Here is a 22304-nt window from a genome sequence, read left to right as displayed (position 1 = left end):
AAACATGGCGACTAACCCACGTTACGATGGACAGCCGCTGCTTAGGCTGCTGGAGCTCTATGTGCTCTGGGTCATTGGAGAACTTTCTCAAGAGTCGGAAGATGGCTTGAAAAAGATGGCCCCCAAACTGCAATCTATCTATGGCGGCGACGGACAATGGCATGATGCAATTGCCCAAGCCATGCACATGCCCGAGGGAATGCCGGCGGCAATCCGGGATATGTGGGCAAGGAATCTCAAAATCGCCCGCGACAACAATGTAACGCTTAACCCGCAGCAATTTGCCGAGATGTTCGTGGACAATAACTTCGCAGGTTGAACGCTGTTTTCTGATTGGAATTGCGGTGCTGGCTGGCGTTCTACGGCGCCCCCCTCGTCCTGCCCGACATCTCCCCGGAGGGGGATTACGGTGACGATGCACTTTTATGAATTCTATCGATACGGATCAGAGTGAAATCTAGACAAAGAAAATAGTGCAAGAGCACGACTCGCCAAATGTAGGCATCCCCGAAGCAAGAGCCTGGGCGCGAAATTATCTAAAAGATCGATAGTGCGTGCGAAAAGCGCGGCAACTGGGTTGCTGACCGAGGCGAAAAGGCTGATGCCGACCTTGTGCTGCAGTTACGGTGACAGCGCACTTTTATCGGTCCCACCCATGTGACGGGGGTTAACCTCCCGACGCGCCCACGCCCCAAAATCAGACCCTTTTCACAGCCTCGCTTGCGCGGGGCTTTTTTCATGGAGCAAGCCTTATGGCCCGACCTGCAACCGCCGCCGTTCGCCTGTTGACCGGCGAGCGCGAACCCGTGCGCCTGGCAACGACGGCGAACCTGGAGACGATCGTCATCGACGGCGTTGCCTGGATCCAGGGCCTCAAAATGGTTGACGGCGTCCAGACAGCGACCGGCGACCGGGTGCTGGTCAAGGATCAGGCGGACGCCAGGCTGAACGGCATCTATACGGCCTCGGAAGGCTACTGGTACCGCGCCGCCGATGCGCGCACGGGGCGCACCATGCAGAAGGGAACGACGGTGCATGTCCAGGAGGGCACGGCTTCGGCCGCTTTCGTCTATGCCTTCCAGACAGTGAGCCCCGTGATCGGTGCCGACGACATTGTGCTGTCGTTTTACCAGTCCGACGACACCGTCGGCGATATCCAGGCAGCCGCGCAAGGCATCATCGACCGGGCCCAGGCCGCGGCGGACGTGGCGACGGGCGCCATGACGACGGTGCTCGATCCGCAATTCGCAACCAAGGCGACGGCAGAGGCATACTCACCGGCGATCGCGCCGGATTATATCAGGACTGCCGGCTATTCGCAGGTCGGCGACGGCCAAGCCCTCTACAGGAAGAATGGCACCATTTCGGCTGGCGGGGGCGGCCTGGCGATCACGCTGCAAGATGGGGCGAAAGCCGGCTTCGACATCATCAACGCACCGAGGGCAAAGGAGATCAACATTCGCGCTGCGGGCGCCGACACGGCAGCCGGCAACAACAGGACCGCGATCGTCAACGCCATTGCTGCCGCCGGGCAGGGCAGGGTGATCATCCCGGCTGGCACATTTTCGCTGGCCGGCAATATCGACATTCCGCAGGGGCTGATGGTCGAGTTTGACGACAAGGCGCTTTTACAGCGCACCGAGGACGCCACGCACCTATTCAACCTGAAGGGCGACAACCGCATCATCGCTCCAAAGGTCAACGGCGCGTGGAATCATGTCGCGGCTGCGAACGGCTTTGGCGTTTTCAACATCAGCGGCATTTCAGGCGTCACGATCGAGCATGGCACGCTCACCGGTACGCAAGGCGATCACTACCGCATTGCCGATTCCAACTGGGTCTACATCGACGACGCCAGGGGCGACACGGCGCGCAACATCGTCACCATCAACGACGATGTTTCCGGCACAAGTCACGTGTTTGTCCGCCGCGCTCGCGTGAGTGCCTATTTGAACGGTTTCGATGCAGAGAGCGACGACGACTGGCCGGTGAGCGATATCGAGGTGGATATCGACTGGACGCAGCTTGGCGGCGTTCAGCTTGGTGCGGCCGTCGCCTTCACCCGCAGCGCTGTGCCCGCCGGATCGGTGTTGAAGTACAAACGCCTTCGCATCAGTGCCAAATCCAGGGATGGCCTTTATGGTCTGGTGCTGCGAGGGGCCAAGGATATCGAGGTGCGCAGCCTGGTGACGGAAGGCGTGCAGCAAGGCATTCGCGCCGGCACCGGCCATCATATCGAAGATCTTCGCCTGCTGTCCTTCGACATCCAGGCGACACATCAGGGCATCTATATCGAAACCCCGGCCGGGCAACAGATCTCGCGCGGCGTCAGGATTGGCGCCGGCCGCATCTTTGGGTTCACCCAGGCCAATGCCTATGGCGTCTTCAGCGCGGCGGATGAGACCATTGTGTCGGCTGACACGCTTGTCGACATGGGCGGCGCAGCCGCTTCCATCGGCGTTCGATTGAACGGCGACATGTCGCAAACCCATGCAGGCATCGCGGATGCGCGATCGTCCTATGTCGCCCTGTCGACACTATCGAGCGAACGGCAGAGGGCGACGGGTGGCCTTTTCAAGGCGACGACCGGCAGTGTCGTCAACGACGTGAAAGTCAGCGGATCCTCGCCGAACATCGAGGTGCGGGGCAACATCTACTCCGGCACGGCGACGGGCAAGCCAACCGATGACGGATCGCACATAGCGCTGATTGAAGGAAACCGGGGCGGCGATCTTTTCAAGGGCTATAAATCGACGCCGGACGCAACGCCCGTTCTTATGGTCTTCGAAGCCGGAAACAGCTTTGTTCCGATCAGGCCAGGGCAAGGCGCAAAGTTCACCGTCGATGTCGCTGCCCGCCGCACGGATGGTTCATCGTCGACCAGCGCCGGCTATGTGTTCGCCGGGGTGATCCGCAACACGGGCGGAACCCTGGCGATCGAAGGTGCGATCACCAAAACGGTGATCGGCGAATATGCAACCGACGCCGCATCGCTCGACGCGTCGGTCACCGCTGGGGCTTCCGGAATTGAGGTGACCGTTACCGGCGTCGCGGCAAAGACCTATGGCTGGAACGCCGTTGTGCGGCTTCAGGAGGTTTGATTCTGCTGAGAAGTTCGACGCCGCTGCGCCATCACAATCGCCACTGATGTCATCAGCCGGCTGATCGGCAGGCCCGAGGGATGGGCTCGCTGCATTGCAAGACCAAAATCTTTTTTCAGCCTCGCTTTTGCGGGCTTTTTTCATGGAGCAAGCCAGCATGGCCCGATCTTCAGCCGCCGCCGTTCGCCTTCTGACCGGCGAGCGCGAACCCGTTCGTCTGGCAACGACCGCCAGCATTGCGTTTTTCGGCCTTCAGACCATCGACGGGGTGGCGACGGAGGTGGGCGACCGCGTGCTGGTCAAGGACCAGGCCGACCAGACGCAAAACGGTATCTATACGGTAAGCGAAGGCCGATGGTTCCGCGCCGCCGATGCCCGCACCGGGCGCACCATGCAGAAGGGAACGACGGTGCATGTCCAGCAGGGCAACGCCTCGGCCGATTTCGTCTTTGCCTTCCAGACGCTGAACCCTGTGATCGGTGCCGACGACATTGTGCTGTCGTTCTACCAGTCCGACGACACCGTCGGCGATATCCAGGCAGCCGCCCAAGGCATCATCGACCGGGCCCAGGCCGCGGCGGACGTGGCGACGGGCGCCATGACGACGGTGCTCGATCCGCAATTCGCAACCAAGGCGACGGCGGAGGCCTATTCCCCGCCGATAGCACCCACATACATCCGCACCGCCTTCTACGACAGCTCTCAGGTGGCAGGCAGCGGCGCTGTGTACCGCAAGAATGGAACGAATGCCGGGGATTTGGTGATCACGCTGAGCGATGGCATGATGAAGACGGGCTATACTCTCGCCTCAACCCCGGTGACGGCATCAATGCTCGGGGCGCGTGGTGGCGGTGCGAATGCCACGGCTGCAATAGGTGCACTGCTCGCGGGCAGCTATCCGCATGTGCTGATTGACGGCTCCTACCAGACAGACGGCAACCACACGATCTCGACAGCGAAGAAGCGCGTCGAATGCCTGGGCGGCTCTGCTCTGATCCTGCGCACGCCAGTCGGTACCGTTACCGCCCACCATCCCGTCATCGATATCGCTGCCGATGACGTCCTGATAGACGGGGACCTCACGATCGATGGTGGATCACATGCCGGCTACCAGGCTTCTATCGGTATTCGCGTCGGCCTTTCCACTGGTGCACGCCGGAAGCGGCCGACAATTCGCGGCGTGAAAGTCCGCAATCTTGGCCTTGCCGGCGTGATGGCGCTCTGTGTCGACAGCCCGACGATTGAGGACATTGACGGCTATAACATCGTCACGCCAACCGGCGGCGAGTTTGGCGATACGGTTTACGTGGCCGGCGTCCGCAAGCCGATCGTGCGCAACATCCGGTCGGCGAAGTGCAAACGCGACGGCGTCGTGTTGACCTATACGGGGAACCTAAACACCACCGACGTGTTGGTCGACGGGGTTTTCGCGGATGCACATCTCGACAGCCCCTCCGCCGGTGTCTGGGTGGAGATGACCGGTGCGCGAGATCCACGAGGGATCATAACCAACGTGGTGGCGAATGACTGTCTGGTTGGCGTAGCTGCGACTGACGCCAACAGCGAGATCGTCATTTCGAATGTCAAGGCAATCGGCAACCGGCTCTCCGGTAGTTCTGCCGGTAACGTCTTCGGCGTTCAGATTCAGTCGGGCCGGCTCGATAACTGGTACATCGATCGCTACAACACAGCCCTGCAATTGGAGCCAAACGGCGAATATCAGTTCGCCCTCAGCTCGCAAGTTGGATCGTTTGCGACTGGCGAAACGGTCAGCGGCGGCACCTCTGGCTCAACCGGAACCCTGCGGTTCCAACATTTTGAAATCGTCATCACCGGTTCAACCGTCGACTATGAACTCGGTGAGACGGTGACTGGCGGTTCATCCGGCGCGACGGGCATCTTGGTCGACTTCTTTGCCAGCGTGCTGAGGGTCTTGCCGATAAGCGGGACGTTTCAGGCCGCTGAAACAATCACTGGGGGCACCTCTGCGGTTGCCAAAACGGCAAACAGCGCGACCCGGCGCATCTATGTGCGCGGTTCGGCCGGCATCTTTCCGGCTGGCGAGACGATCACGGGCGGAACGTCAGGTGCCACAGCCGTAATCGCCGCGCCCTACCAGACGCCTCTTGCGATCGGTCCGGGCACGTTGATGAACTGCTCGACCGACGCCATTGTCGTTGCGAACGTCGTGACACCGGCGAGCCTTAGCCTTTCTGGCATTAGGGGAAACACCCAGTCGCATGGCATCCGGTTCAACCTTTCCGTGGGCCAGCGGCTGCGCAAAGCCAGTCTCAGGGACATCGCCCTGAAGAACTCGACCTCCATTGGCATTGCCTTTCGGGTAACCACCGGCGGCGCGATAGACGAAATGCTGGTCGATGGTTTCGACATGTCGGAATGGGTTGGCGATGGCACCGGCAGTTCCATCACGGCCGGCATCGTGACCAGGTTTATTGGCGGCAACAATCCCGGCCTGCAGGGGACGTCGAGTGTGCCGATCAATCTGACCGTCAACACAACGCTGTCCGGACTTCATAACCGGGCACTCTGCCACAACAACGGCGCCGGCGCGACGTGGACACATACGCTGCCGCCTGCCGTGCCTGGCCTTCGGATCGGTTTTGCCGGAGTGCACGCAACCCATGTCATGAACATCGAGCCCAACGGGACGGACACGATCAAGGGCGGCGGTGCAGGGAAATATCTCATTCTCGATCCCGGCGAGCGTGTAACCCTGGAGGCATACGCAACGGGCTCATGGGTGGTCAGCGCGACAGTCGGCTGGGCGGGCGATTTCGAGTTGTAGACTTTGTCGTTGTGAATGACCGAATCGCCTAGGTTGCTTTTTTGATCCAAATGGACGAACGAAAGATATGGTCCTCGCTCTGTGGTCAATGGTGGCCGTGACCACCGTTATACTTGTAGCCCGCCACAATCGGGTTTCTGTTGTAGCGATTGGCTATGTCGGCCTTCTTGCTTATTCGGTGCCCGCGCTGATTGGCTTCACGCGGCCTGTGAGCGCGAAAGGATTGGTGCCATATCTCGAGCCGGCATCGTCGGAAGCAATTCTGGTGATGGTCGCTGCTTGGCTAGGGTTCGGGCTGGCGCTGCTGCTGATGCCTTCGTCTGTGGACGGGGGGCGTCCCCCTTGTTACCAGCTGCACCCGATGCGGGTCACCTGGTTCATTCGGTGCACGCTGATCATTTCTTTAGCCTGCTATGCATGGATGGCAAACAGGGCTGGACTTGAGTGGTACGCGATGGAGCGTGCCGACATCTATGACGCTGTTGGTGGGCTCATTTCCATCGTGTGGCGTTGGGTCAGCGGCATCGGCCTTCTGGCATCGATCTATTTCGATAGGTTGTGGGGTCGCGGCGCTCGTATTAATCAAGCCATCTTTGCGTTAATGGTCGCACTTAATGCGATCGCGGGCGATCGGACTGTCCCGGTGATCTTGGCAATGGCGTTTGCCATCGTGTTATTGTGGGAGTGGCCGATAACGAAGGCGGCCCTGCATTGGAAGGCATGGGCGATCGGGCTGGCGACGCTTGCGATCATCTTCTTTATGAAGCCCTTCTATCTGGCCTACAAACGCGACCTGCCGTTTGGCAGGATGCTGACAGGCGGTTCTGATCCGATGGCTATGGTGGCCTCCTGGGAAGCCTTCGGCACTCATGAAAACATCGAAGGGCTGATTAGGAGTAGCACGACCTATCCATGGTGGAACACGGTTCGCGATACCTTGGCGCAACTGCTAATTCAGCCGTCGGCCTTCGGCTTCGACAGCACTGGGTTCAACACGGTGCTCCAGACCCAGATATTTTCGCAGGCGTTGTACGGCTTGGCTGGTACATTCTGGGGGCAGGCGTGGGCGATTGGTGGTATTCCCGTTGTGATCGTATTTGGGTTGATCTATGGCGGAGCGTTGGTGGCGTTGCACCATGCTTCGCTCAAAAGTAAGGGTATGTGGTTCTTCTTCTGGATCATCCTCGGCAGCGTGATTGGGGTCTATGCGCACCGGAATGCCTTGGAGAACGTTCTTGCGCAGGCACGGCAGCCATTCGTCGGTTTCGTGACGATTCAGGTCTTGGTGTGGGTACTGCTCTTCGGGCGCTTCCATACCAGCGTTCCGGCTGTTCCGATTGTGGGTCGAGACTACGGCAAATGAACTGATGTTGAGCAGCGCCTTGGGGAGGCAAATGAATGGTGGAGCAGGTATATCTCGATCGGCAGCATGATCGTCTTGTATTCATCGACCGACCAGCCGACGAAGGATTCTGGGACGATCGTTGGGCGCAATCCCTAACAGCAGCGGACATTCGGAAAAAGAGCGTCTTTGTCCAGCATGTTACCCGAAAGTATTTAAGCCCGTCTGATCGAGTGATTGATGCAGGCTGCGGTGTGGCCAACACAGTCTTTGGGCTCCATCACGCAGGGTTCGAGGCATACGGATTAGACTTTGCCCCCGTAACCATCGCTAGGATCAAAAAGCACGCCCCCGAACTTAATATCGTTCTCGGTGACGTGCGAGAAATGCCATTCGAGGATGCCTTTTTCGAAGGGGTGTGGTCCTTGGGGGTGATCGAACACTTCAAGGATGGTTACGCATCGATCATCGAGGAGGCATGTCGAGTGCTGAAACCCGGCGGACTCCTTTTCCTAACTGTCCCCAGCGTGTCGCCATTGAGGCGTCTAAAGATGCGGCTCGGTCGATACGAAGATGTGAGTGCCGCGGACATGGCCCGATTTTGCCAATTTGCCTTCACCCCGAACGACACAATTAGAACGATCAGCGGGATGGGGTTCCGGCTTTTGGAAAGTCGGTCCAGGGGCGGATATCTGGGGTTGATGCGGGAAAGCAACTTGTTAAAGCGCCTGCTTGAACCATTGTATGAGAGCCGGTCGCGACCGATGGTGACCTTACGACGTGCGATCGACCTAGTGATCAGCCCAGTATCCTTTCACACAAAGCTGTTCGTCTTCAAAAAGCACTAGCTGAACTCGCTGAATTTTCGAACTCCGACCTCAGTTACTTGTATCCAGCGAGTTGTCGCGGGATCGTCTTCGTACGGCATGAACGTGGTTCGGCGCTTCGACTGAAGTCCTATTGATCTTTATCCTGACGGAGCTTCTCATCGATGTCTCTCAGGCTTTTGTTGTACGCGCGCGTCTCTCGCCGCACCCCTATCGTGGCAATAACTACCCACGCGATAGAAAAGGCGCCGATGAGTATTCCTAAAACTAAATGTTTTATGTCAGGCATATGTGCTTTTATACGTCCTAGGTGTCAATCACTTACCGAGCGCACGAGTCTCTTGCCGACACTCAGAATTTTAAAGTCTGTATCTGCCAACTTGGCGAATGATATCCAGAATCATAATCGCCCGCGCCAAACCTAACCTCCACCCGGCGAACATACCAAAAATCAAAAACTGAACAACTGCCCGGAAGGGCGGAAAGGAACCACCATGGACCGCAACTTCGCGCGGGCGCTTGCGCTTGTTCTCAAATCGGAAGGCGGGTGGTCGGACAATCCGGCTGACCCCGGCGGCGCCACCATGAAGGGCGTGACGCTTGCCAGCTTCCGCCGCTATGTGAAGGCCGACGCGAGGAAGGCGGATCTGCGTGCGATCAGCGACGCGCAGGTCGCCACCGTTTATCGCCGCTTCTACTGGGACGCTGTGCTCGGCGCCGAATTGCCCGATGGCGTCGACCATGCGGTGTTCGATTTCGCCGTCAACAGCGGGCCTGGCCGGGCGGCCAAATATTTGCAGGCGGCCGTCGGCGTTGCGCAGGACGGGCGGATCGGACCGGTCACCGTCGCGGCGGCCAAGGCAAAGCCGGCCGGCGTCACCATCGATGCGCTTTGCGATGCGCGGCTGGCGTTCCTCAAGCGGTTGCCGGCATGGGCAACATTCGGGCGCGGCTGGTCCGATCGTGTCAGGTCGGTGCGGGTTCAGGCCCTGCTGATGTCGGCGCAGGGCCCCGCGGCACCGGTGGCCGCGCCGGCGTCGCCCAGGTTTGAGACATCGGCTGATGTGATGCCGGCGACCCAGCCCGTGCAGCCGGCATCCGGCGGCAAGACGGCTGCCGCGGCCGGCATCCTCGTTCTCATGGCCGGAGCGCTCGCGGCCTTCCGGCATCGGGTCGCCGATTTTTTCGGGAGCCTGTTTCAATGACATGGTTCAACACCAATGCGCTGCACAATCTCCTCAACACGCTGATCGCCATCATCTGCGGCGGCGCGCTCGCCGGCTTCGACTGGACGCTGCTCGGGGTGGGCGACCGCACCGCGCTTCAGATCAGCGGCGCCATTGCCCTTGCCAAGATCATCATCAACGCGGTGCGTGACGGGCCGCGCGGCATGGTCGCGCCGCCGGCCAAGGAGACATGAGATGGGAACACTCGCCCTCGCGCTGCTTGGCCAGGCCTGGCCGTATCTTCTGGCAATGGGCGCCGCGCTTGCCGGTGTCTGGACGGCCTATGCCAAGGGCAAGGCCAGCCAGAAGGCCAGGCAGGATGCGGCCGACGCAGCGGCGCGCACCGAAGCCCAGAAGATCGACGATGCCGTCGCCGGCCGGGCGCCGGACGACAACAGGGGGAGACTGGCCAGATGGTCAAAATCATAGCGCTCTCGCTCCTGCTGGCCGGCTGCACCAAATCAGGCGGGTCGTTCTGCGCGGCCGGGCATCCCCTCCGCCCGACAAGGGCAGAGGCGGCGACCCTTTCCGATGCGTCGGTGGCGGCGATCCTGGCTCACAACGAAAAGGGCCAGAAACTTTGCGGCTGGAGGCCATGATGAACGATCTTTTCGACCTGCTCGGCATCAAGGGACCGGTCGTGGCGGCCGGTCTCGCCGGCGGCGTTCTGCGCGCGCTGTCGCGGCATCGCTACAAGCTGCGCGAAATGGTGGCCTCGCCGATCTGCGGCGCACTTGCGGCGGCCTACCTGACGCTGCCGGCGGTTTCCTACGCCAGGATCGCCGGCCTGCCGATGCCCGATCCCGCCGACGACACCACCACGCTGGCGGCTGCCTTCCTGATCGGCGTCTGCGCCATGTGGATTTCGGACGTGCTGTTCGAGTTTGTGGTGCGGAGATTCAAGCCGGGGGTGGAGGAGTAGCTATTGGCACCGCGTCGTCTGTTGGCTACTGCCTCGGAATTACCGAGGCAGGCAACCTGGCGCGGCGCTGCTCTCATTTCCAGAAACGACCGCTGCCCGCTTCGGCTCACGCCGGGGCGGCTTTTTTGTATTTCGATCGGCTATTGCTGAGCGGCATTCGATCTGACCGGTCTCGTCATCGCCCGTTGTCACAAGCAAGTTAATCATGTCGGTTATGCATAATGATTATTGTTAATTTTTGATTGATGCACCGAAACCAGATAAAGACTTGAGCGGATGAAGTGTTCATATATTGTTAAACAAGAGGTAGACCACAGAAGACGGAAGCCATCTCCATCATCAAACGGGAGTAGCTTTCATGAACAAGTTCACTGTTATTTTAGCCGCTGTTGCAGTTGCATCGTCCGTTGGAGCCGCCGAGGCAGGTTGTGGGTGCGGAGGTTCGGGCGGCTGGGGAGGCAATTCGGGCAGCCTGATCAATGTTTCGCCATCCATCGACCTGGCAAGATCACCGCGCTGAACGACGTGCTCAGCGGCAACAACATCCTGAGCGGCAATGTCGTCTCAGGCATTCTGAACGGCAACAAGACCAACATCGTCGGTGGCGTTCTGAGCGGGCTCGGCGTCAACCTGCTGGGCGGCAACAGCTACAGGCTGGGCAAGCGCCACTAGTTCGGCGCTGCATTCCAATCATCGAAGACAACCCAAAATAGCCCGTTCCGGTTCGCCGGGCGGGCTATTTTCGCGTGTCGGGCCGATCAAGCGAGGATGTTGACCGCGCGTGCCGCGACCAGCGCGATTGTCAGCAGCGAGATCATGGCCTCGGCCATCATCAGCAGCTTGGCGCGCTGGGAGAGTGGCAAGGTATCGGTGGGCGAAAATGCGGTCGCATTGGTGAAGGCGAGGAAGAAATAATCGACGAAGCCGGGCAGCCAGTCTCGAAGCTCACGGTCGTTCAACGTCATCTGCGCGAACAGGAAATCGGCCTGTGCGAGCTTGACGAGGCCGCAGGTCGGCGGACCGCCGCGGTCGGTGCTCCAGAACCACAAGGCAAACACGATGACGTTGGTAACCCAGATGTTGAGTGCGTCGATCAGCAGCGTCGTACCGCTGTTGCCGGCATGGCCCTCCAGCAAGGCACGCACCAGCAGGACCAGCGAACCGCAATTCATGATGCTGATGATGGCGGTCATGGTCAGGGCTGTTCTGCGGATCATGACCCGAAACTGGCCGATCGCATGCCACTCGTGGTCCTCGACCGCCTTTCGGGTAGCGGCCTGTGTCCAGGCGGTGGCCACCGACAAGGGCAGCAGCAGGGCCGCCTCCAGCGCGGGCGCCACCCAGCGCGGCCCGAATGAGAGATTGTTGATGACCAGAAGCTGCAGGCAGATGATGACGAGAACGGCCGCACGGGCCATCCAGAAATCGAGCGCACGGTAATGAATGACGGCATGGTGGTGGCGCATTTTTCAAATCCTGGATGCTTTTTTGGGGACGGGAGCCGGTCAGGCGTAGGCGACACCTGCCGCGATCACGCCCAAGGCGCCATGCCCGGCATGTTCAGGGTGCTGCGGGATGGCGTGTTCCATTGTTGTCTTGCTGGCATGTGATGACGGGAGAGGCGGCATGGTGGCGCGAAACTCTGCCTCAATCTTGGTTTTGCCATGGTCGGCCAAGTATACATTTTCGTAAGCTTCAAGTTCTGGGCTGTTCGTAAAACCGTCCGGTGTGATTTATCCACCGCATGACGCGAATCGACGAACCCATGAACGGTTGGCTGCCGGTCGGCAGTTCTGTTCCAGGCGACTGGCGGCAGTCGTCGATCTGGCCGGGTCTGATGCGCTATCCAGAAGCCGGCCTGGCGCTTTTATGCCTGACGCAGATCCTGTGCTGGACCGTGGTTCCGGCGCTTGTCGATGCCGCCCCGCCCGGCGATGTCGTCGAGAGCTTCATGTGGGGCCGCGAATGGGTGCTTTTGACCTACAAGCATCCGCAGCTCCCCGGCTGGCTGCTCGAGATCAGCCATCTTCTGACCGGATCGTTCCGCTGGCCGCAATATCTGCTCGCCCAGCTTGTCGTCTCGGCGACCTTCGTCTTCGTCTACCTGCTGGCCCGCGACATGCTCGGGAGAACCCGCGCGCTGGCCGCCGTGCTTTTGATGCCGTCATTGTATTTCTTCGGCTGGCCGACACCGCAGTTCAATCATGATTACGCGCAGATGCCCTTCTGGGCCGCAATCTGCTGGCTGCTGTGGCGTGCGGGCCGTGGCGGTGGGCCGGGCTGGTGGCTGCCGCTCGGACTGGTGTCGGGCGTCGGGCTCTATGCCAAGTTTTCCACCGGGTTGCTGTTGCTCTTCGGGGCGATCTGGCTGTTGTCGGACACACGGGCACGCAACCGGCTCGCCACGCCCTGGCCCTGGCTTGGGCTCGCGGTTTTCCTCGCCGTCGCCGCGCCGCTGGCCGTCCAGCTCTACCGCATCGATTTCCTGCCGCTGACCTATGTCGCCGGCCGCGATGAATGGGTGTTGGTCCACCGCGCCCGCCTTTACTATATCGGTGTCCAAATGGCGGGGCTCTGCGGCTTATTGCTGGTGCTGTCGATATCGGGGCTGTTGCGGCGCTCGCCCGCGCCGGAACAGCCCATCGAGAGCGGCGCGCTGGCCTATCTCGTGTGGATGGGGCTTGGTCCGGCGGTGCTTGTCATGGTGGCTTCGCTGTTCACCGGCGCCGGCGAGGCGTGGGGCGCGCCGATGTACAATCTGGTCGGCGTTGTGGCGCTCGCCTTGCTGGGTCATCGGCTCGGCGCCGTCGAACTGCGACGGCTGGCGATCTGCGCGTTCGCCTGCATCCTCGGCATGTCCGGTGCCTATGCGGGCATCCGCTGGACGAGTTGCAATTTGCGCGGGCGCATGGATGCCGTCTGCTGGCCAGCGCGGCAGATTTCGGACGAAGCCGAGGCGGTCTGGCACGCGGCGGTGCCCGGTCGGCTCGACATCGTCGGCGGCGATACCCGCATCGCGTTGCTGGCGGGCCTCAACGCCTATGACAAGCCGTCGATCTTCACCGACCTCGACATGCGGCTCGCCCCCTGGATCACCAGCCAGCGGCTGCGCGATCACGGCATGCTCCTGGTCTGGCCCGGGAGCGGCGTGCCACCTCGGCTGCTGGCGTGGCTGGGCAACATCCCCGTCAAGACCGTTCTTTTCGACTGGTCGCTCAGGGCACCACCGGTGGCGATCAGCTTTGCCGCCATTCCGCCTGGCATGAAGCTACCGGGTTTGATCGACAGGCTCGCCCAAACGAGCAACTGAAGTAGATCCACCGCGTCCGCTGGACGAAGCAGGTGACAATGCCCATTTATGGCGAGACCACTTGCTTTTACGCAATTCCAGACGGAAAACCGCTACCTTTGAGGAGACGTGACATGGCGACTTCGACCGAACGTGCAGTCCTTGCCGGCGGCTGTTTCTGGGGCATGCAGGATTTGATACGGCGCTATCCCGGCGTCATCTCCACCCGTGTCGGCTACAGCGGCGGCGACGTGCTCAACGCCACCTACCGCAACCACGGCACCCACGCAGAAGCCATCGAGATCAATTTCGATCCGGCCATCATAAGCTTTCGCACGCTGCTGGAACGCTTTTTCCAGATCCACGATCCGACGACCCGCAACCGCCAGGGCAACGATGTCGGGACGAGTTATCGCTCGGCGATCTATTACACCAGCGACGAACAGAAGCGCGTCGCCGAGGACACCATCGCCGATGTCGATGCCTCGGGCCTGTGGCCGGGCAAGGTCGTCACCGAAGTCGCACCCGTTGGTCCATTCTGGGAAGCCGAGCCCGAGCATCAGGACTATCTGGAGAAATATCCCGACGGATACACCTGCCACTTCGTCAGGCCAGGCTGGAAGCTGCCGGTTCGCGAGACGGCGGTTTCGTAGATTTGCAACTGCGATTTGCCCTGCATTGCTGCTCGACGGTGTCGTCGAGCAGATCATCGCATCCAAACCCCTTTCGGTCAGCGCGGCTTGTCGCGTCGGTGAAGCCATCGAGCTTTCACCAATGTGCGAAAGCGCCCTTCGAACACCTTCGTCAACGGCGAATGCGGATGCGGTAGGCAAACACGGTCAGGCGGTTGACAGCCTGCCGTATCGCGGTCCAACTGCGCAGGAAGAGTTGATTTCGGGAGACGGGCCGTGAAAAAAGTTTACGAAAAGCCAGTGTTTGTAAAACGCGAGCGTCTTTCGGTTGTCACTGCCTTGGCATCGCCTTCCACTCAGCCGACCTGACAAGCTCGCCCTGACCTGTCGGCCCGTTTGAGCCGCCGAAGATGAGGCCGATCGAATCGACCGATCACTCGGAGCCGATCACAGCCGTTTTTGTCCTCGATATCTCTAACTATACGGGGCCTCTGCTCGCCGGCTGGCTAGAGGCTGGAAATGCAATTGGCGCGATCATCGTGCCCGGGTTCCGGCGTCGTCCCACCGGTTTCAGCATTGGCAATTTCCGGCGAAGGCTTCAACGCAAGCTGCTGCTCAGGCGGTTTATCGGTAACACGCCTGTCAAGTTGATCGAATTTGGCCGCCCTTACGATTGGAATGCGCTTGGTCGGCAATTGTCTGACGTCCGCGCCGATGTGCTGGTCTGCTACACTTTGCCTGTCTTGATCCCTCAAGAGGTTCTTGGCCATTTTTCCAAAGGCGGGGTCAACCTCCACCCGGCGCTGCTCCCCGACTATCGAGGGCCCCACCCGATCCAGCGCTTGGCCGTGGACGGCCGGCATGCGGCTCATGGCGGCGTCACGCTCCACAAGATGTCCGCCGGTTTTGACGAGGGTGACATTCTCGGGCAGGTGCCGTTTTCCGAAGCTGACTGGACATCGAGAGAAGCCCTGGTCGACAGCACGGCAACCGCTATGCGGATTCTGGTGAGCGAGGCGGTGCCGACCTACTGCCGGGGGCTGTTGTCAGGAATGCCGCAACCGAAAGGCGATTTCGTCTGGGCGCGGCTTCAGCCCAGCCACCTGATAATCTCGCCGGCCATGTCGGTCGAGCATGTTGTACGGCTATGGCATGTGCTTGGCCTTCTGCCAGGCATCTATCTTGAAATCGGAACGCGCAAAGTCAGGCTGGGATTCCAGATCAGAAGGCTGGGGCCCTGCACAGGAAAGGCCCCGGTCAGGCGGTGGGGAACAGTGGAATTTGATCTCGCCAACGGTCGGGTCCTGTATTTTACCTACGGTAGAGTGCTCAAACGGCTGCTCAATTCGAAACACCTATTTTCGCGCCCGCCCGCCGGGAGACCCGCTCCAGAAATCCGGCTGTTCGGCAAAGCGAGTGCTGCGGACCAGAAAAACGGATGAAGTCGCTGGGCGATGCCCAGCGGCTTCATCCGTTTGCGACGTGGTTACTTGCCACAATGATTATCGTTTACCGTTGGCGCCGTCGCGTTACCATCGGCGTCCGGCTGCGCGCCTTGCGGGTTGGTCGGGCAATTCTGATCCGCGTTCGAATTCATGTCCCCTACCGTGCCAGTCGTGCTGTTGGTCGTGCCCGGGTCGACAGTGTCCGGCTCGATCGTATTCGGGGAAGCCGGCGTGTTCGGCTCAACCGTCACCGACTTGCCGCTGCCGCTTCCATTTGCGTTGTTGCTGCCGGCGCTTTGCGCCATGGCTGACGTGGCCAGACCAATGGTGAGAACCGAAGCTGCGAGGATTTTCATGAACATGGTTTGTCTCCATTTCTGTGAAGTCGTCGCTTATTTTCTACGAAAGTGATCGCGTTGCGACTGTGGGGACAACCGGTCGCGGCGGCGAAGGTTCCCGACAAAATTCCGCTCAGGCGCACCGTGACTGGCGCAATGCTTTTGGCGCAGTGCTCTGAAAAAACGGCTTTCCCTTGAACTCGAATGATGCTTTAAGGCGCACATCCACAGGGGTGCTCCGTACGGTCGGGGCTGAGACGGGGGCGGCAAGCCCACAGACCCTAGAAGCTGATCTGGGTAATACCAGCGGAGCGAGGCGGGCGATGTTTTCAGGCGCACAGATTTCCCTATACCCCATGACCGACGATTTCGTCGGTGTCATTCTTGGCGCGCTCGGTGCGCTCGATCCCTGGCGCGACAAGCTCAGGATCGAGACCGACGACATCTCGACCTTGCTGGTCGGGTCGCCCGAAGTGCTGTTTCCCGCCATGCGCGACCTCTTCGTGGCGGCGGCACGTAGCGGCAAACATTGCGTGTTGTCGGCCACCATCTCGCGCGGGTGCCCTGGCGAGCCGGATGATCCGATCTGCCGCTCCGATGCACTTGGCGGGCCTGTCGGGCCACTCGGCCCGCGCAAGGATGCGGCCATCGCGGCGGTGCGCAATGCTGCTGCCACCGGCCAGCCGGCGGCGGCGCAGTTCTCGCTCTATGTGATGGGCACCGACGACCACATGGACGAGATCTACGGCTGCATCGATTTTCTCAAGCAGTCCGGCGTCTATGAGCGTTCCAAGCATTTCTGCACGAAACTGCGCGGTGATGCCGGTGCGATCTTTTCGGCGCTGGACGAGGCCTTCTGCCGCTTCGGACCAGGCGCCGGCCACGTAACCCTCGACGTCACGGTCTCGGCCAACAGCCCGTCGGCTGTCTGAAGCTGCCGCCGCCTCCGCGCGGCCGTCAAAGGTTATCTCCCGTGGTCTCATCATCATTCGCTTCGCGCCCGATCGCGGGCCTTCTTGTCAAGGCAATGCCGGCCATGATCTCGGTCGGTTTGCTCCTAGTGGCGTGGGAGCTTTATGCCACCTATTCCGGCATCAGGCCGACGATACTGCCGGCGCCGTCGCGCGTTTTCGAGCAAGCGCTGCTCAATCGCCAGGCGCTGGCCGACAACGCCATTCCGACCATCGGCGCCACGCTGCTCGGCTTTGCCTGTTCGCTCAGCGCCGCCTTCGTGCTGTCGATGCTGGTCGACTTCTTCCAGCCGCTGCGGCGTGCGCTGTTTCCCGTCTTAATCGTCAGCCAGACCTTGCCGCTGGTGGCCATCGCGCCGCTGGTGGTGCTGTGGTTCGGCTTCGGGCTGGCGCCCAAGATCATGCTGGTGGCGCTGGTTACCTTCTTTCCGATGCTGGTTGCATTGGTCGAGGGTTATGAGTCGACCGAGGCCGAGATCGGGCAAATGCTGCGCGCCATGGGGGCAGGGCGCTGGCGCATCTTCGTGCTGGCACGGCTGCCTTCGGCGCTGCCCTATTTCTTCGCTGGCTTGAGGATCTCCATCACCTACGCCGTGGTCGGCGCGATCTTCGCCGAATATGCGGGGGCCGCGAAGGGGCTGGGCATCTACATGCTCAACGTCAAGAACAATTTCCGTCCTGACCTGGTTCTTGCCGCCGTCGGAGTGAGCGCTGCCCTGACCCTTGTCCTGTTCGGGTTGACTGTACTGCTGCAGCGCCTTGCGATGCCCTGGGAGCGGGCCGGCAAGGAAACCGCCGGGAAGGGAGCCTGGCGATGAGCCGGCTGGAACTGCGGTATGTGCGCAAGGCGTTCGGTGGGCTCGACGTGCTGGCCGATATTTCGCTTAGCGTCGGCGCTGGTGAATTCGTCTCGATCCTTGGACCCTCGGGCGCCGGCAAATCGACGCTCTTCCAGCTTCTGACCGGCGCCGAGCATGGCGAGGGCGAGATGTTGTTCGACGGCGCGCCGCTCGACGACCACGGCAGGCATTTCGCCTTCATGCCGCAGCGTGACGCGCTGATGCCGTGGCGGCGCATCCTCGACAACGCGACGCTCGGGCTCGAAGTCCAAGGCATGAGGAGACAGGCGGCGCGGGTGCGCGTTGCGCCGTTGTTTGCCGAATTCGGGCTTGCCGGCTTCGAGCGGCATTTTCCAGCGCAACTGTCCGGCGGTATGCGCCAGCGCGCGGCCTTGCTGCGCACGGTGGTGCAGCAACGCGACATGCTTTTGCTCGACGAGCCGTTCGGCGCGCTCGACGCGCTGACCCGCACGGCCATGCAGCGCTGGCTGGAACAGATGTGGCGGCATCATCGCTGGACGGCGCTCCTGATCACCCATGACGTGCGCGAAGCCGTGTTCCTGTCCGACCGCATCTATGTGCTGTCGGCGCGCCCGGCCCGCATCGTGCGTGAAATCAAGGTGCCGCTGCCGCGCCCGCGCAGCCTTGGCGGCGATGCCGCGCGCCAGGCAAGTGCGCTCGAGGCCGAGATTCTCGACATCATCCTCAACGCCACCCCATCCAAAGGACACGATCATGATTGACTTGACGCGCCGGCAGGCCTTGTTGCTGACCCTTGCCACAGGCCTTCCGCTCATTGCCGGATCGGGGCGAGCCCAAGCACAATCGGCACAAAAGGTCACCGTTGCCCTCGACTGGACGGTCAACACCAACCACATCGGACTGTTCGTCGCCCGCGACAAGGGCTTCTATCGCGAGGCCGGGCTCGAGGTCGACATCCTGCCTTACAGCGATACCGGTGCGGGCACGCTGGTTGCAAATCGCGTCGCCGATTTCGGCATCAACGGCACCATCAGCCTGTTCACCCAGAGAACCGCCGGAGCGGACCTGAAGGGCGTCTATGCGGTGGTGCAATCGGAAACCGGCCGCGTGGTCTTCAATGCGGCCCGCAGCGAGATAGTAAGCCCGAGAAACCTCGACGGCCTGACCTATGGCGGCTTCGGCAGCGCCTGGGAAAACGCCCTGATATCGACCATCATCCGCCATGATGGCGGCAAGGGCAATTTCGAGACGGTGACGCTCGGCACCTCAGCCTATGAGGCGCTGGCCAATGGTTCGGTCGATTTCACGCTCGAAGTCTCGACCTGGGAGGGTGTCGACGCCGAGCTCAAGGGCGTCAAACAACGCAGCTTCGTCTATGCCGATTACGGCGTGCCTGACGAGCACACGACACTGATCTCTTCGAGCGAAGCCTATCTCCAGGCAAACTCCAAGCCTGCGGCCGCCTTTGTCCAGGCGACGCGGCGCGGCTACCAGTTCGCGGTCGATCACCCCGAAGATGCGGCAGCCCTGCTGATCGCGGCCAACAAGGATGCGTTGACCAATCCGGCGCTGATCCACGCCTCGCTGAAGGCGCTGATCGACGGCCATTATCTGCGCAGCCAAAGCGGCGCCATCGGGACGATGGATCCAGCCAAGATGGAAGCGATCGGCGGCTATCTCTTCGCGTCCGGCATTTTGCGTGATGCCGACGGCAAGCTGGTTGCTCAACGCCCGGATTTCGGGAGCTATTTCCGCAACGACTATCTGAGCTAGTCTGGCAAAACCAAATGAAATGGGTCGCCAGTCTATTTCTGGACGACCGCGTGGAGCAGGGTCGTCTGGATGTGGCACCCTGGCTCCCCGACAGCCAGTTTAAACACCGATCTGATCTTGTTGATTAACTGCCCGGCAATGGTTGCGTGCAAAGGTCGCCTCGAGGGATCATCGGGGTGTTTGCATTGCTCATATCAAAAAGCGAGGCGCTTTCGCACGTCAGTGACGGCAGGATTTTGTCCGCAGCCCGAAAGCGCGAAATCCTGGTGGATTTGCGCGAAGGTTTCTTTCGGATCTGCGCGCTGGCCTTCGCGGGCATGTTCGTCTACCGCGGCGTATATCACCTGATGCTCGACCCGACCCGCATCAATGTGGCGCTGGTGGCAATTTCCGAGATCCTGACCTTTACCTGGCTGCTTCTGTCGCGGCGACCGCAGGTACGCGACTGGAACCCGCTGACGGTGGTTGTTTCGGTGGTCGCCAGCTTCGGTGTCGGCTTCATCGACCTGCAACCGGGCGTGGCCATCATCCCGGTCTATGCCGCTGCGCCGCTGCAAGTCCTGGCGTTGGGGTTCGTGATCTGGGGGAAGATATCGCTAGGGCGTTCTTTCGCCATTCTGCCAGGCAATCGCGGCGTGATGACCGACGGTGCCTACCGCCTGGTGCGGCACCCGATCTATGCCGGATACCTTGCCGGTCATGTCCTGTTCCTGCTGTCGGCCTTTTCCTTCTACAATCTTGCTGTCTACGCCGCGATCACCTTCTTCCAGGTTCATCGCATCCTGCGCGAAGAGGCGCTGTTAGCCGCCACGCCGGAATACCGGGACTATATGAAGCGCGCCCACTACAGGCTGTTCTACGGGATCGTCTGACAAGCGGGCCGGCGCAGAATCGTTCGGCCTGCAATCACGCTTGCACTCTCTCACTCCCGCATCCGGCCGCCGATAGACTCTGGCCACTTGCAATCATCGCGGCGGTCTTGCTGATCTTGCGAGAGGCCTATCCATGTCCAGCGCGGTGTGCGGCATGGAGCAGAGTAACGTCCGATCGCCAATGCCTTACGAATTGTTCGTGTAAAGAACAATTATTCAAACTTTAATATCATTTTGTTTCAGAAATTTTGTTGATGTACACCACGCCTCAGGTTCAGTATTCTCTCTCTGAAACTGAAATTCACCACCTCGCGTAGTTGATCTTGCAATCGGCCTCTCGCCAATTGCTTTAGCGCAACGACAACAGGAGAGTGTTATGGCTCACACCATCAAGACAGTCGCCAATATGTTGGCGGGTAGTGCGGTAATTTTAGCTCTTTCCCTGCCCGCCAATGCTGCGGGAATCGGCCTTGGCGTTGGTGCCTCGGTGGGTGGTAGCGGCGGCGTCAATGCCGGTGTCGGGGCTTCCGTTGGCGGCAGTGGCGGCATCAGTGCCGGAGTGGGCGCCTCGGTCGGCGGCAGCGGTGGTGTAAATGCCGGTGCCGGTGCCAATGTTGGCGGCTCGAGCGGTGTCAATGCTGGTCTCGGCGCTTCGGTCGGCGGCAGCAACGGCATCAATGCCGGCGCGGGCGCCAACATCGGAGGGTCTGGCGGCATTACGGCCGGCCTTGGCGCCAATGTAGGCGGGACGAGCGGCGTCGGCGTGGGTATTGGTGGCGGCATCAATCCAGGCAATCCGTCGAACCCGAGCAATCCGTCCAATCCGTCAAACCCCAGCAGGCCGAGCCTGCCGGGTGTCGTGGCCCAGATGTCGGATAGCAACGTGGCGCGAATGAAGAAGCGCTGCGTCGACGTGCTCAGCAGCGAAGGCGCCTACGACCGCGATCTACGGCAACTCTGCCTCCTGATCGCTCGTCGCTGATACTGGAGGGGCCGGGGATTGGAAGTGCCGAATCAGCCGTGAGGCTCGACCGCACTCTCCTGGCCTCCGGCCGGTAGGAAAGCCCGCCACGCTGGCGGGCTTTCTGCGTCCACAGGCGTGCCGGAATCAAATTCTGGTTGCCATCATCTGGATGGCCGCTTCTGTTGCCGGCAGACCTCTTCCGCACGCGATGCCCGCCACAATCGCGCGGAACGGTAGAGCCTTTGGAGCGCTCGTCTTTGAACATCGCTATGAGTCTTGGAACCATACCGATCATCATTGCGCTGCTTGGCGGCCTCAGCGGCCTCGGTGGCGGTCCGTTCTACGGCACCGGCTACTATGGCGGCGGCGGCCTTGGGCTCGTGCTGCTCATCGCCATCGTGCTTGTCGTGCTCGGGCGTATCTAGCCGGGTTATCGCAACTGATCGCAATCTCGTGAGCGCCCCCAATATCGGCGTGCACCGGATTGTGATGCAGGCAAGCCGGCTTGTGATCCTGCACTCTGCAAAACTTTCGTATGGTCATTGCGGTCCACACCCCCCCGTGGAAACAAGAGGAGAGGGTCCCACCCCTTGTCCTCCTCCAAGGCCCGCTCCGGTTCACCGTAGCGGGCTTTTGCTTGCTGGCGAGGGGAAACCGGCTCGCATCAAACCCTATGGGCAAGGCATCCAGAAGCTGACGCCAGTCGACTATTCCATGTCAGGTACGTCGCCGCTGACGAAGAGCGTGTTCGGCGGGCCGTATTCGCCCAGCGTCGGATCGGCCTCGCGGCTCCAGGCGATGACGCCGGCATGCTTTGCCGCTAGAGCCCTGGCGGTGCGTATGGCGCGGTCTTCGCTCTGCTGGTCGGCGGGTCCAAAGGCTGGGAACAACTCGCCATCCTCACCGCGATCGAACGCGACCACGACGATCAGCCTGGGATTTTTCTGGCCACTGGAATCGGACATCTTGCACCTT

At 60.9% G+C, this 22304-nt stretch carries 26 protein-coding genes and 1 riboswitch; of the genes, 22 read left to right on the top strand and 4 right to left on the bottom strand.

The annotated features are described in order from the left end of the window. Positions 1-4 precede the first annotated feature (4 nt). From NKI69_RS16080 to NKI69_RS16030, 11 genes are all read left to right on the top strand, one after another. Positions 5-319 carry a hypothetical protein gene (locus NKI69_RS16080; RefSeq protein WP_352721983.1) on the top strand — a complete coding sequence of 105 codons (315 nt, stop codon included), beginning with the start codon at positions 5-7 and terminating at the stop codon, positions 317-319. Positions 320-752: 433 nt separating this feature from the next. Continuing rightward, a complete protein-coding gene (locus NKI69_RS16075) occupies positions 753-3101 on the top strand; it encodes a glycoside hydrolase family protein (protein ID WP_352721981.1) in 2349 nt (782 codons plus the stop codon). A 94-nt stretch (positions 3102-3195) separates the two neighbouring features. Next, positions 3196-5907 (top strand): right-handed parallel beta-helix repeat-containing protein, encoded by a 2712-nt coding sequence (locus NKI69_RS16070; RefSeq protein ID WP_352721979.1) that lies wholly within the window; start codon positions 3196-3198, stop codon positions 5905-5907. Positions 5908-5974: 67 nt separating this feature from the next. Next, positions 5975-7270: a hypothetical protein gene (locus tag NKI69_RS16065; protein ID WP_023814080.1), complete on the top strand. Its 1296-nt coding sequence runs from the start codon at positions 5975-5977 to the stop codon at positions 7268-7270. A gap of 35 nt (positions 7271-7305) precedes the next feature. Further along, complete coding sequence (locus NKI69_RS16060) at positions 7306-8097, top strand: class I SAM-dependent methyltransferase (RefSeq protein WP_352721977.1); 792 nt, start codon at positions 7306-7308, stop codon at positions 8095-8097. Between the two features lie 473 nt (positions 8098-8570). Beyond that, complete coding sequence (locus tag NKI69_RS16055; RefSeq protein ID WP_352721975.1) at positions 8571-9281, top strand: glycoside hydrolase family 108 protein; 711 nt, start codon at positions 8571-8573, stop codon at positions 9279-9281. Then, the gene (locus tag NKI69_RS16050; RefSeq protein ID WP_023814076.1) at positions 9278-9496 is read left to right on the top strand and encodes a hypothetical protein; all 219 of its coding nucleotides are present in this window, start codon (positions 9278-9280) and stop codon (positions 9494-9496) included. Before NKI69_RS16055 ends, NKI69_RS16050 begins: the two co-directional genes overlap by 4 nt. Position 9497: 1 nt before the next feature. After that, positions 9498-9731 carry a hypothetical protein gene (locus NKI69_RS16045; protein ID WP_023814075.1) on the top strand — a complete coding sequence of 78 codons (234 nt, stop codon included), beginning with the start codon at positions 9498-9500 and terminating at the stop codon, positions 9729-9731. Next, a complete protein-coding gene (locus NKI69_RS16040; RefSeq protein WP_032909564.1) occupies positions 9716-9901 on the top strand; it encodes a hypothetical protein in 186 nt (61 codons plus the stop codon). The genes NKI69_RS16045 and NKI69_RS16040 overlap by 16 nt, the downstream gene beginning before the upstream one ends. After that, positions 9901-10224 carry a hypothetical protein gene (locus tag NKI69_RS16035; protein WP_013530789.1) on the top strand — a complete coding sequence of 108 codons (324 nt, stop codon included), beginning with the start codon at positions 9901-9903 and terminating at the stop codon, positions 10222-10224. The genes NKI69_RS16040 and NKI69_RS16035 overlap by 1 nt, the downstream gene beginning before the upstream one ends. Positions 10225-10656: 432 nt before the next feature. After that, entirely contained in the window at positions 10657-10896 is a 240-nt protein-coding gene (locus NKI69_RS16030; RefSeq protein WP_352441209.1) for a hypothetical protein, read from the top strand. Between the two features lie 86 nt (positions 10897-10982). Here the strand turns inward: NKI69_RS16030 and NKI69_RS16025 are convergent, their stop codons facing one another. Together NKI69_RS16025 and NKI69_RS16020 are read right to left on the bottom strand one after the other, a co-directional pair. Beyond that, complete coding sequence (locus NKI69_RS16025; RefSeq protein ID WP_023814072.1) at positions 10983-11690, bottom strand: hypothetical protein; 708 nt, start codon at positions 11688-11690, stop codon at positions 10983-10985. Positions 11691-11729: 39 nt separating this feature from the next. After that, the gene (locus tag NKI69_RS16020) at positions 11730-11900 is read right to left on the bottom strand and encodes a hypothetical protein (protein WP_164762750.1); all 171 of its coding nucleotides are present in this window, start codon (positions 11898-11900) and stop codon (positions 11730-11732) included. Positions 11901-11989: 89 nt separating this feature from the next. On the opposite strand from NKI69_RS16020, the gene NKI69_RS16015 reads away from it, so the two are divergent. The 4 genes from NKI69_RS16015 to NKI69_RS16000 all read left to right on the top strand — a co-directional run bounded on the left by NKI69_RS16015 (position 11990) and on the right by NKI69_RS16000 (position 15587). Next, positions 11990-13534: a glycosyltransferase family 39 protein gene (locus NKI69_RS16015; RefSeq protein WP_352441207.1), complete on the top strand. Its 1545-nt coding sequence runs from the start codon at positions 11990-11992 to the stop codon at positions 13532-13534. Positions 13535-13647: 113 nt separating this feature from the next. Further along, on the top strand, positions 13648-14166 hold the full coding sequence (gene msrA, locus NKI69_RS16010) for a peptide-methionine (S)-S-oxide reductase MsrA (RefSeq protein ID WP_023814070.1): 519 nt from the start codon (positions 13648-13650) through the stop codon (positions 14164-14166). Positions 14167-14191: 25 nt separating this feature from the next. Beyond that, on the top strand, positions 14192-14425 hold the full coding sequence (locus NKI69_RS16005) for a hypothetical protein (protein ID WP_155930624.1): 234 nt from the start codon (positions 14192-14194) through the stop codon (positions 14423-14425). A gap of 130 nt (positions 14426-14555) precedes the next feature. Continuing rightward, the gene (locus tag NKI69_RS16000) at positions 14556-15587 is read left to right on the top strand and encodes a formyltransferase family protein (protein ID WP_023814069.1); all 1032 of its coding nucleotides are present in this window, start codon (positions 14556-14558) and stop codon (positions 15585-15587) included. A gap of 44 nt (positions 15588-15631) precedes the next feature. On the opposite strand, the gene NKI69_RS15995 is transcribed toward NKI69_RS16000, so the two are convergent. Further along, positions 15632-15952, bottom strand: a complete 321-nt coding sequence (locus tag NKI69_RS15995; protein WP_023814068.1) for a RodZ family helix-turn-helix domain-containing protein — start codon at positions 15950-15952, stop codon at positions 15632-15634. A gap of 195 nt (positions 15953-16147) precedes the next feature. Further along, positions 16148-16261, top strand: a riboswitch (TPP riboswitch). Here NKI69_RS15995 and NKI69_RS15990 point away from each other — a divergent pair. From NKI69_RS15990 to NKI69_RS15960, 7 genes are all read left to right on the top strand, one after another. After that, positions 16252-16860 (top strand): YkoF family thiamine/hydroxymethylpyrimidine-binding protein, encoded by a 609-nt coding sequence (locus tag NKI69_RS15990; protein ID WP_352441205.1) that lies wholly within the window; start codon positions 16252-16254, stop codon positions 16858-16860. (Overlaps the previous riboswitch by 10 nt.) Before the next feature lie 95 nt (positions 16861-16955). Further along, positions 16956-17717 (top strand): ABC transporter permease, encoded by a 762-nt coding sequence (locus NKI69_RS15985; protein ID WP_023814066.1) that lies wholly within the window; start codon positions 16956-16958, stop codon positions 17715-17717. Beyond that, entirely contained in the window at positions 17714-18481 is a 768-nt protein-coding gene (locus tag NKI69_RS15980) for an ABC transporter ATP-binding protein (protein ID WP_023814065.1), read from the top strand. Before NKI69_RS15985 ends, NKI69_RS15980 begins: the two co-directional genes overlap by 4 nt. Beyond that, positions 18474-19493, top strand: coding sequence for an ABC transporter substrate-binding protein (locus NKI69_RS15975; protein WP_352441204.1), 1020 nt, complete (start codon positions 18474-18476; stop codon positions 19491-19493). The genes NKI69_RS15980 and NKI69_RS15975 overlap by 8 nt, the downstream gene beginning before the upstream one ends. Before the next feature lie 176 nt (positions 19494-19669). Beyond that, complete coding sequence (locus NKI69_RS15970) at positions 19670-20365, top strand: methyltransferase family protein (protein WP_352441203.1); 696 nt, start codon at positions 19670-19672, stop codon at positions 20363-20365. 376 nt (positions 20366-20741) lie between these two features. Then, positions 20742-21347 carry a hypothetical protein gene (locus tag NKI69_RS15965; RefSeq protein ID WP_031213861.1) on the top strand — a complete coding sequence of 202 codons (606 nt, stop codon included), beginning with the start codon at positions 20742-20744 and terminating at the stop codon, positions 21345-21347. Positions 21348-21598: 251 nt separating this feature from the next. Next, a complete protein-coding gene (locus NKI69_RS15960; protein WP_023814061.1) occupies positions 21599-21754 on the top strand; it encodes a DUF3309 family protein in 156 nt (51 codons plus the stop codon). Between the two features lie 282 nt (positions 21755-22036). Here NKI69_RS15960 and NKI69_RS15955 read toward each other — a convergent pair whose 3' ends face one another. Next, a complete protein-coding gene (locus NKI69_RS15955) occupies positions 22037-22294 on the bottom strand; it encodes a hypothetical protein (RefSeq protein WP_023814060.1) in 258 nt (85 codons plus the stop codon). Positions 22295-22304 lie beyond the last annotated feature (10 nt).

The organism is Mesorhizobium sp. M0491, assembly GCF_040321265.1.
Classification (GTDB): Bacteria; Pseudomonadota; Alphaproteobacteria; order Rhizobiales; family Rhizobiaceae; genus Mesorhizobium.
This window is presented reverse-complemented; position numbering and strand designations above follow the sequence as displayed.

Coding starts and splice junctions, on each gene's coding strand:
- NKI69_RS16080 (WP_352721983.1), top strand. CDS start 5: ATGGCGACTAACCCACGTTACGATGGACAGCCGCTGCTTAGGCTGCTG.
- NKI69_RS16075 (WP_352721981.1), top strand. CDS start 753: ATGGCCCGACCTGCAACCGCCGCCGTTCGCCTGTTGACCGGCGAGCGC.
- NKI69_RS16065 (WP_023814080.1), top strand. CDS start 5,975: ATGGTCCTCGCTCTGTGGTCAATGGTGGCCGTGACCACCGTTATACTT.
- NKI69_RS16060 (WP_352721977.1), top strand. CDS start 7,306: ATGGTGGAGCAGGTATATCTCGATCGGCAGCATGATCGTCTTGTATTC.
- NKI69_RS16055 (WP_352721975.1), top strand. CDS start 8,571: ATGGACCGCAACTTCGCGCGGGCGCTTGCGCTTGTTCTCAAATCGGAA.
- NKI69_RS16050 (WP_023814076.1), top strand. CDS start 9,278: ATGACATGGTTCAACACCAATGCGCTGCACAATCTCCTCAACACGCTG.
- NKI69_RS16045 (WP_023814075.1), top strand. CDS start 9,498: ATGGGAACACTCGCCCTCGCGCTGCTTGGCCAGGCCTGGCCGTATCTT.
- NKI69_RS16040 (WP_032909564.1), top strand. CDS start 9,716: ATGGTCAAAATCATAGCGCTCTCGCTCCTGCTGGCCGGCTGCACCAAA.
- NKI69_RS16035 (WP_013530789.1), top strand. CDS start 9,901: ATGAACGATCTTTTCGACCTGCTCGGCATCAAGGGACCGGTCGTGGCG.
- NKI69_RS16025 (WP_023814072.1), bottom strand. CDS start 11,690: ATGCGCCACCACCATGCCGTCATTCATTACCGTGCGCTCGATTTCTGG.
- NKI69_RS16015 (WP_352441207.1), top strand. CDS start 11,990: ATGAACGGTTGGCTGCCGGTCGGCAGTTCTGTTCCAGGCGACTGGCGG.
- msrA (WP_023814070.1), top strand. CDS start 13,648: ATGGCGACTTCGACCGAACGTGCAGTCCTTGCCGGCGGCTGTTTCTGG.
- NKI69_RS16000 (WP_023814069.1), top strand. CDS start 14,556: ATGAGGCCGATCGAATCGACCGATCACTCGGAGCCGATCACAGCCGTT.
- NKI69_RS15995 (WP_023814068.1), bottom strand. CDS start 15,952: ATGTTCATGAAAATCCTCGCAGCTTCGGTTCTCACCATTGGTCTGGCC.
- NKI69_RS15990 (WP_352441205.1), top strand. CDS start 16,252: ATGTTTTCAGGCGCACAGATTTCCCTATACCCCATGACCGACGATTTC.
- NKI69_RS15985 (WP_023814066.1), top strand. CDS start 16,956: ATGCCGGCCATGATCTCGGTCGGTTTGCTCCTAGTGGCGTGGGAGCTT.
- NKI69_RS15980 (WP_023814065.1), top strand. CDS start 17,714: ATGAGCCGGCTGGAACTGCGGTATGTGCGCAAGGCGTTCGGTGGGCTC.
- NKI69_RS15975 (WP_352441204.1), top strand. CDS start 18,474: ATGATTGACTTGACGCGCCGGCAGGCCTTGTTGCTGACCCTTGCCACA.
- NKI69_RS15965 (WP_031213861.1), top strand. CDS start 20,742: ATGGCTCACACCATCAAGACAGTCGCCAATATGTTGGCGGGTAGTGCG.
- NKI69_RS15960 (WP_023814061.1), top strand. CDS start 21,599: ATGAGTCTTGGAACCATACCGATCATCATTGCGCTGCTTGGCGGCCTC.
- NKI69_RS15955 (WP_023814060.1), bottom strand. CDS start 22,294: ATGTCCGATTCCAGTGGCCAGAAAAATCCCAGGCTGATCGTCGTGGTC.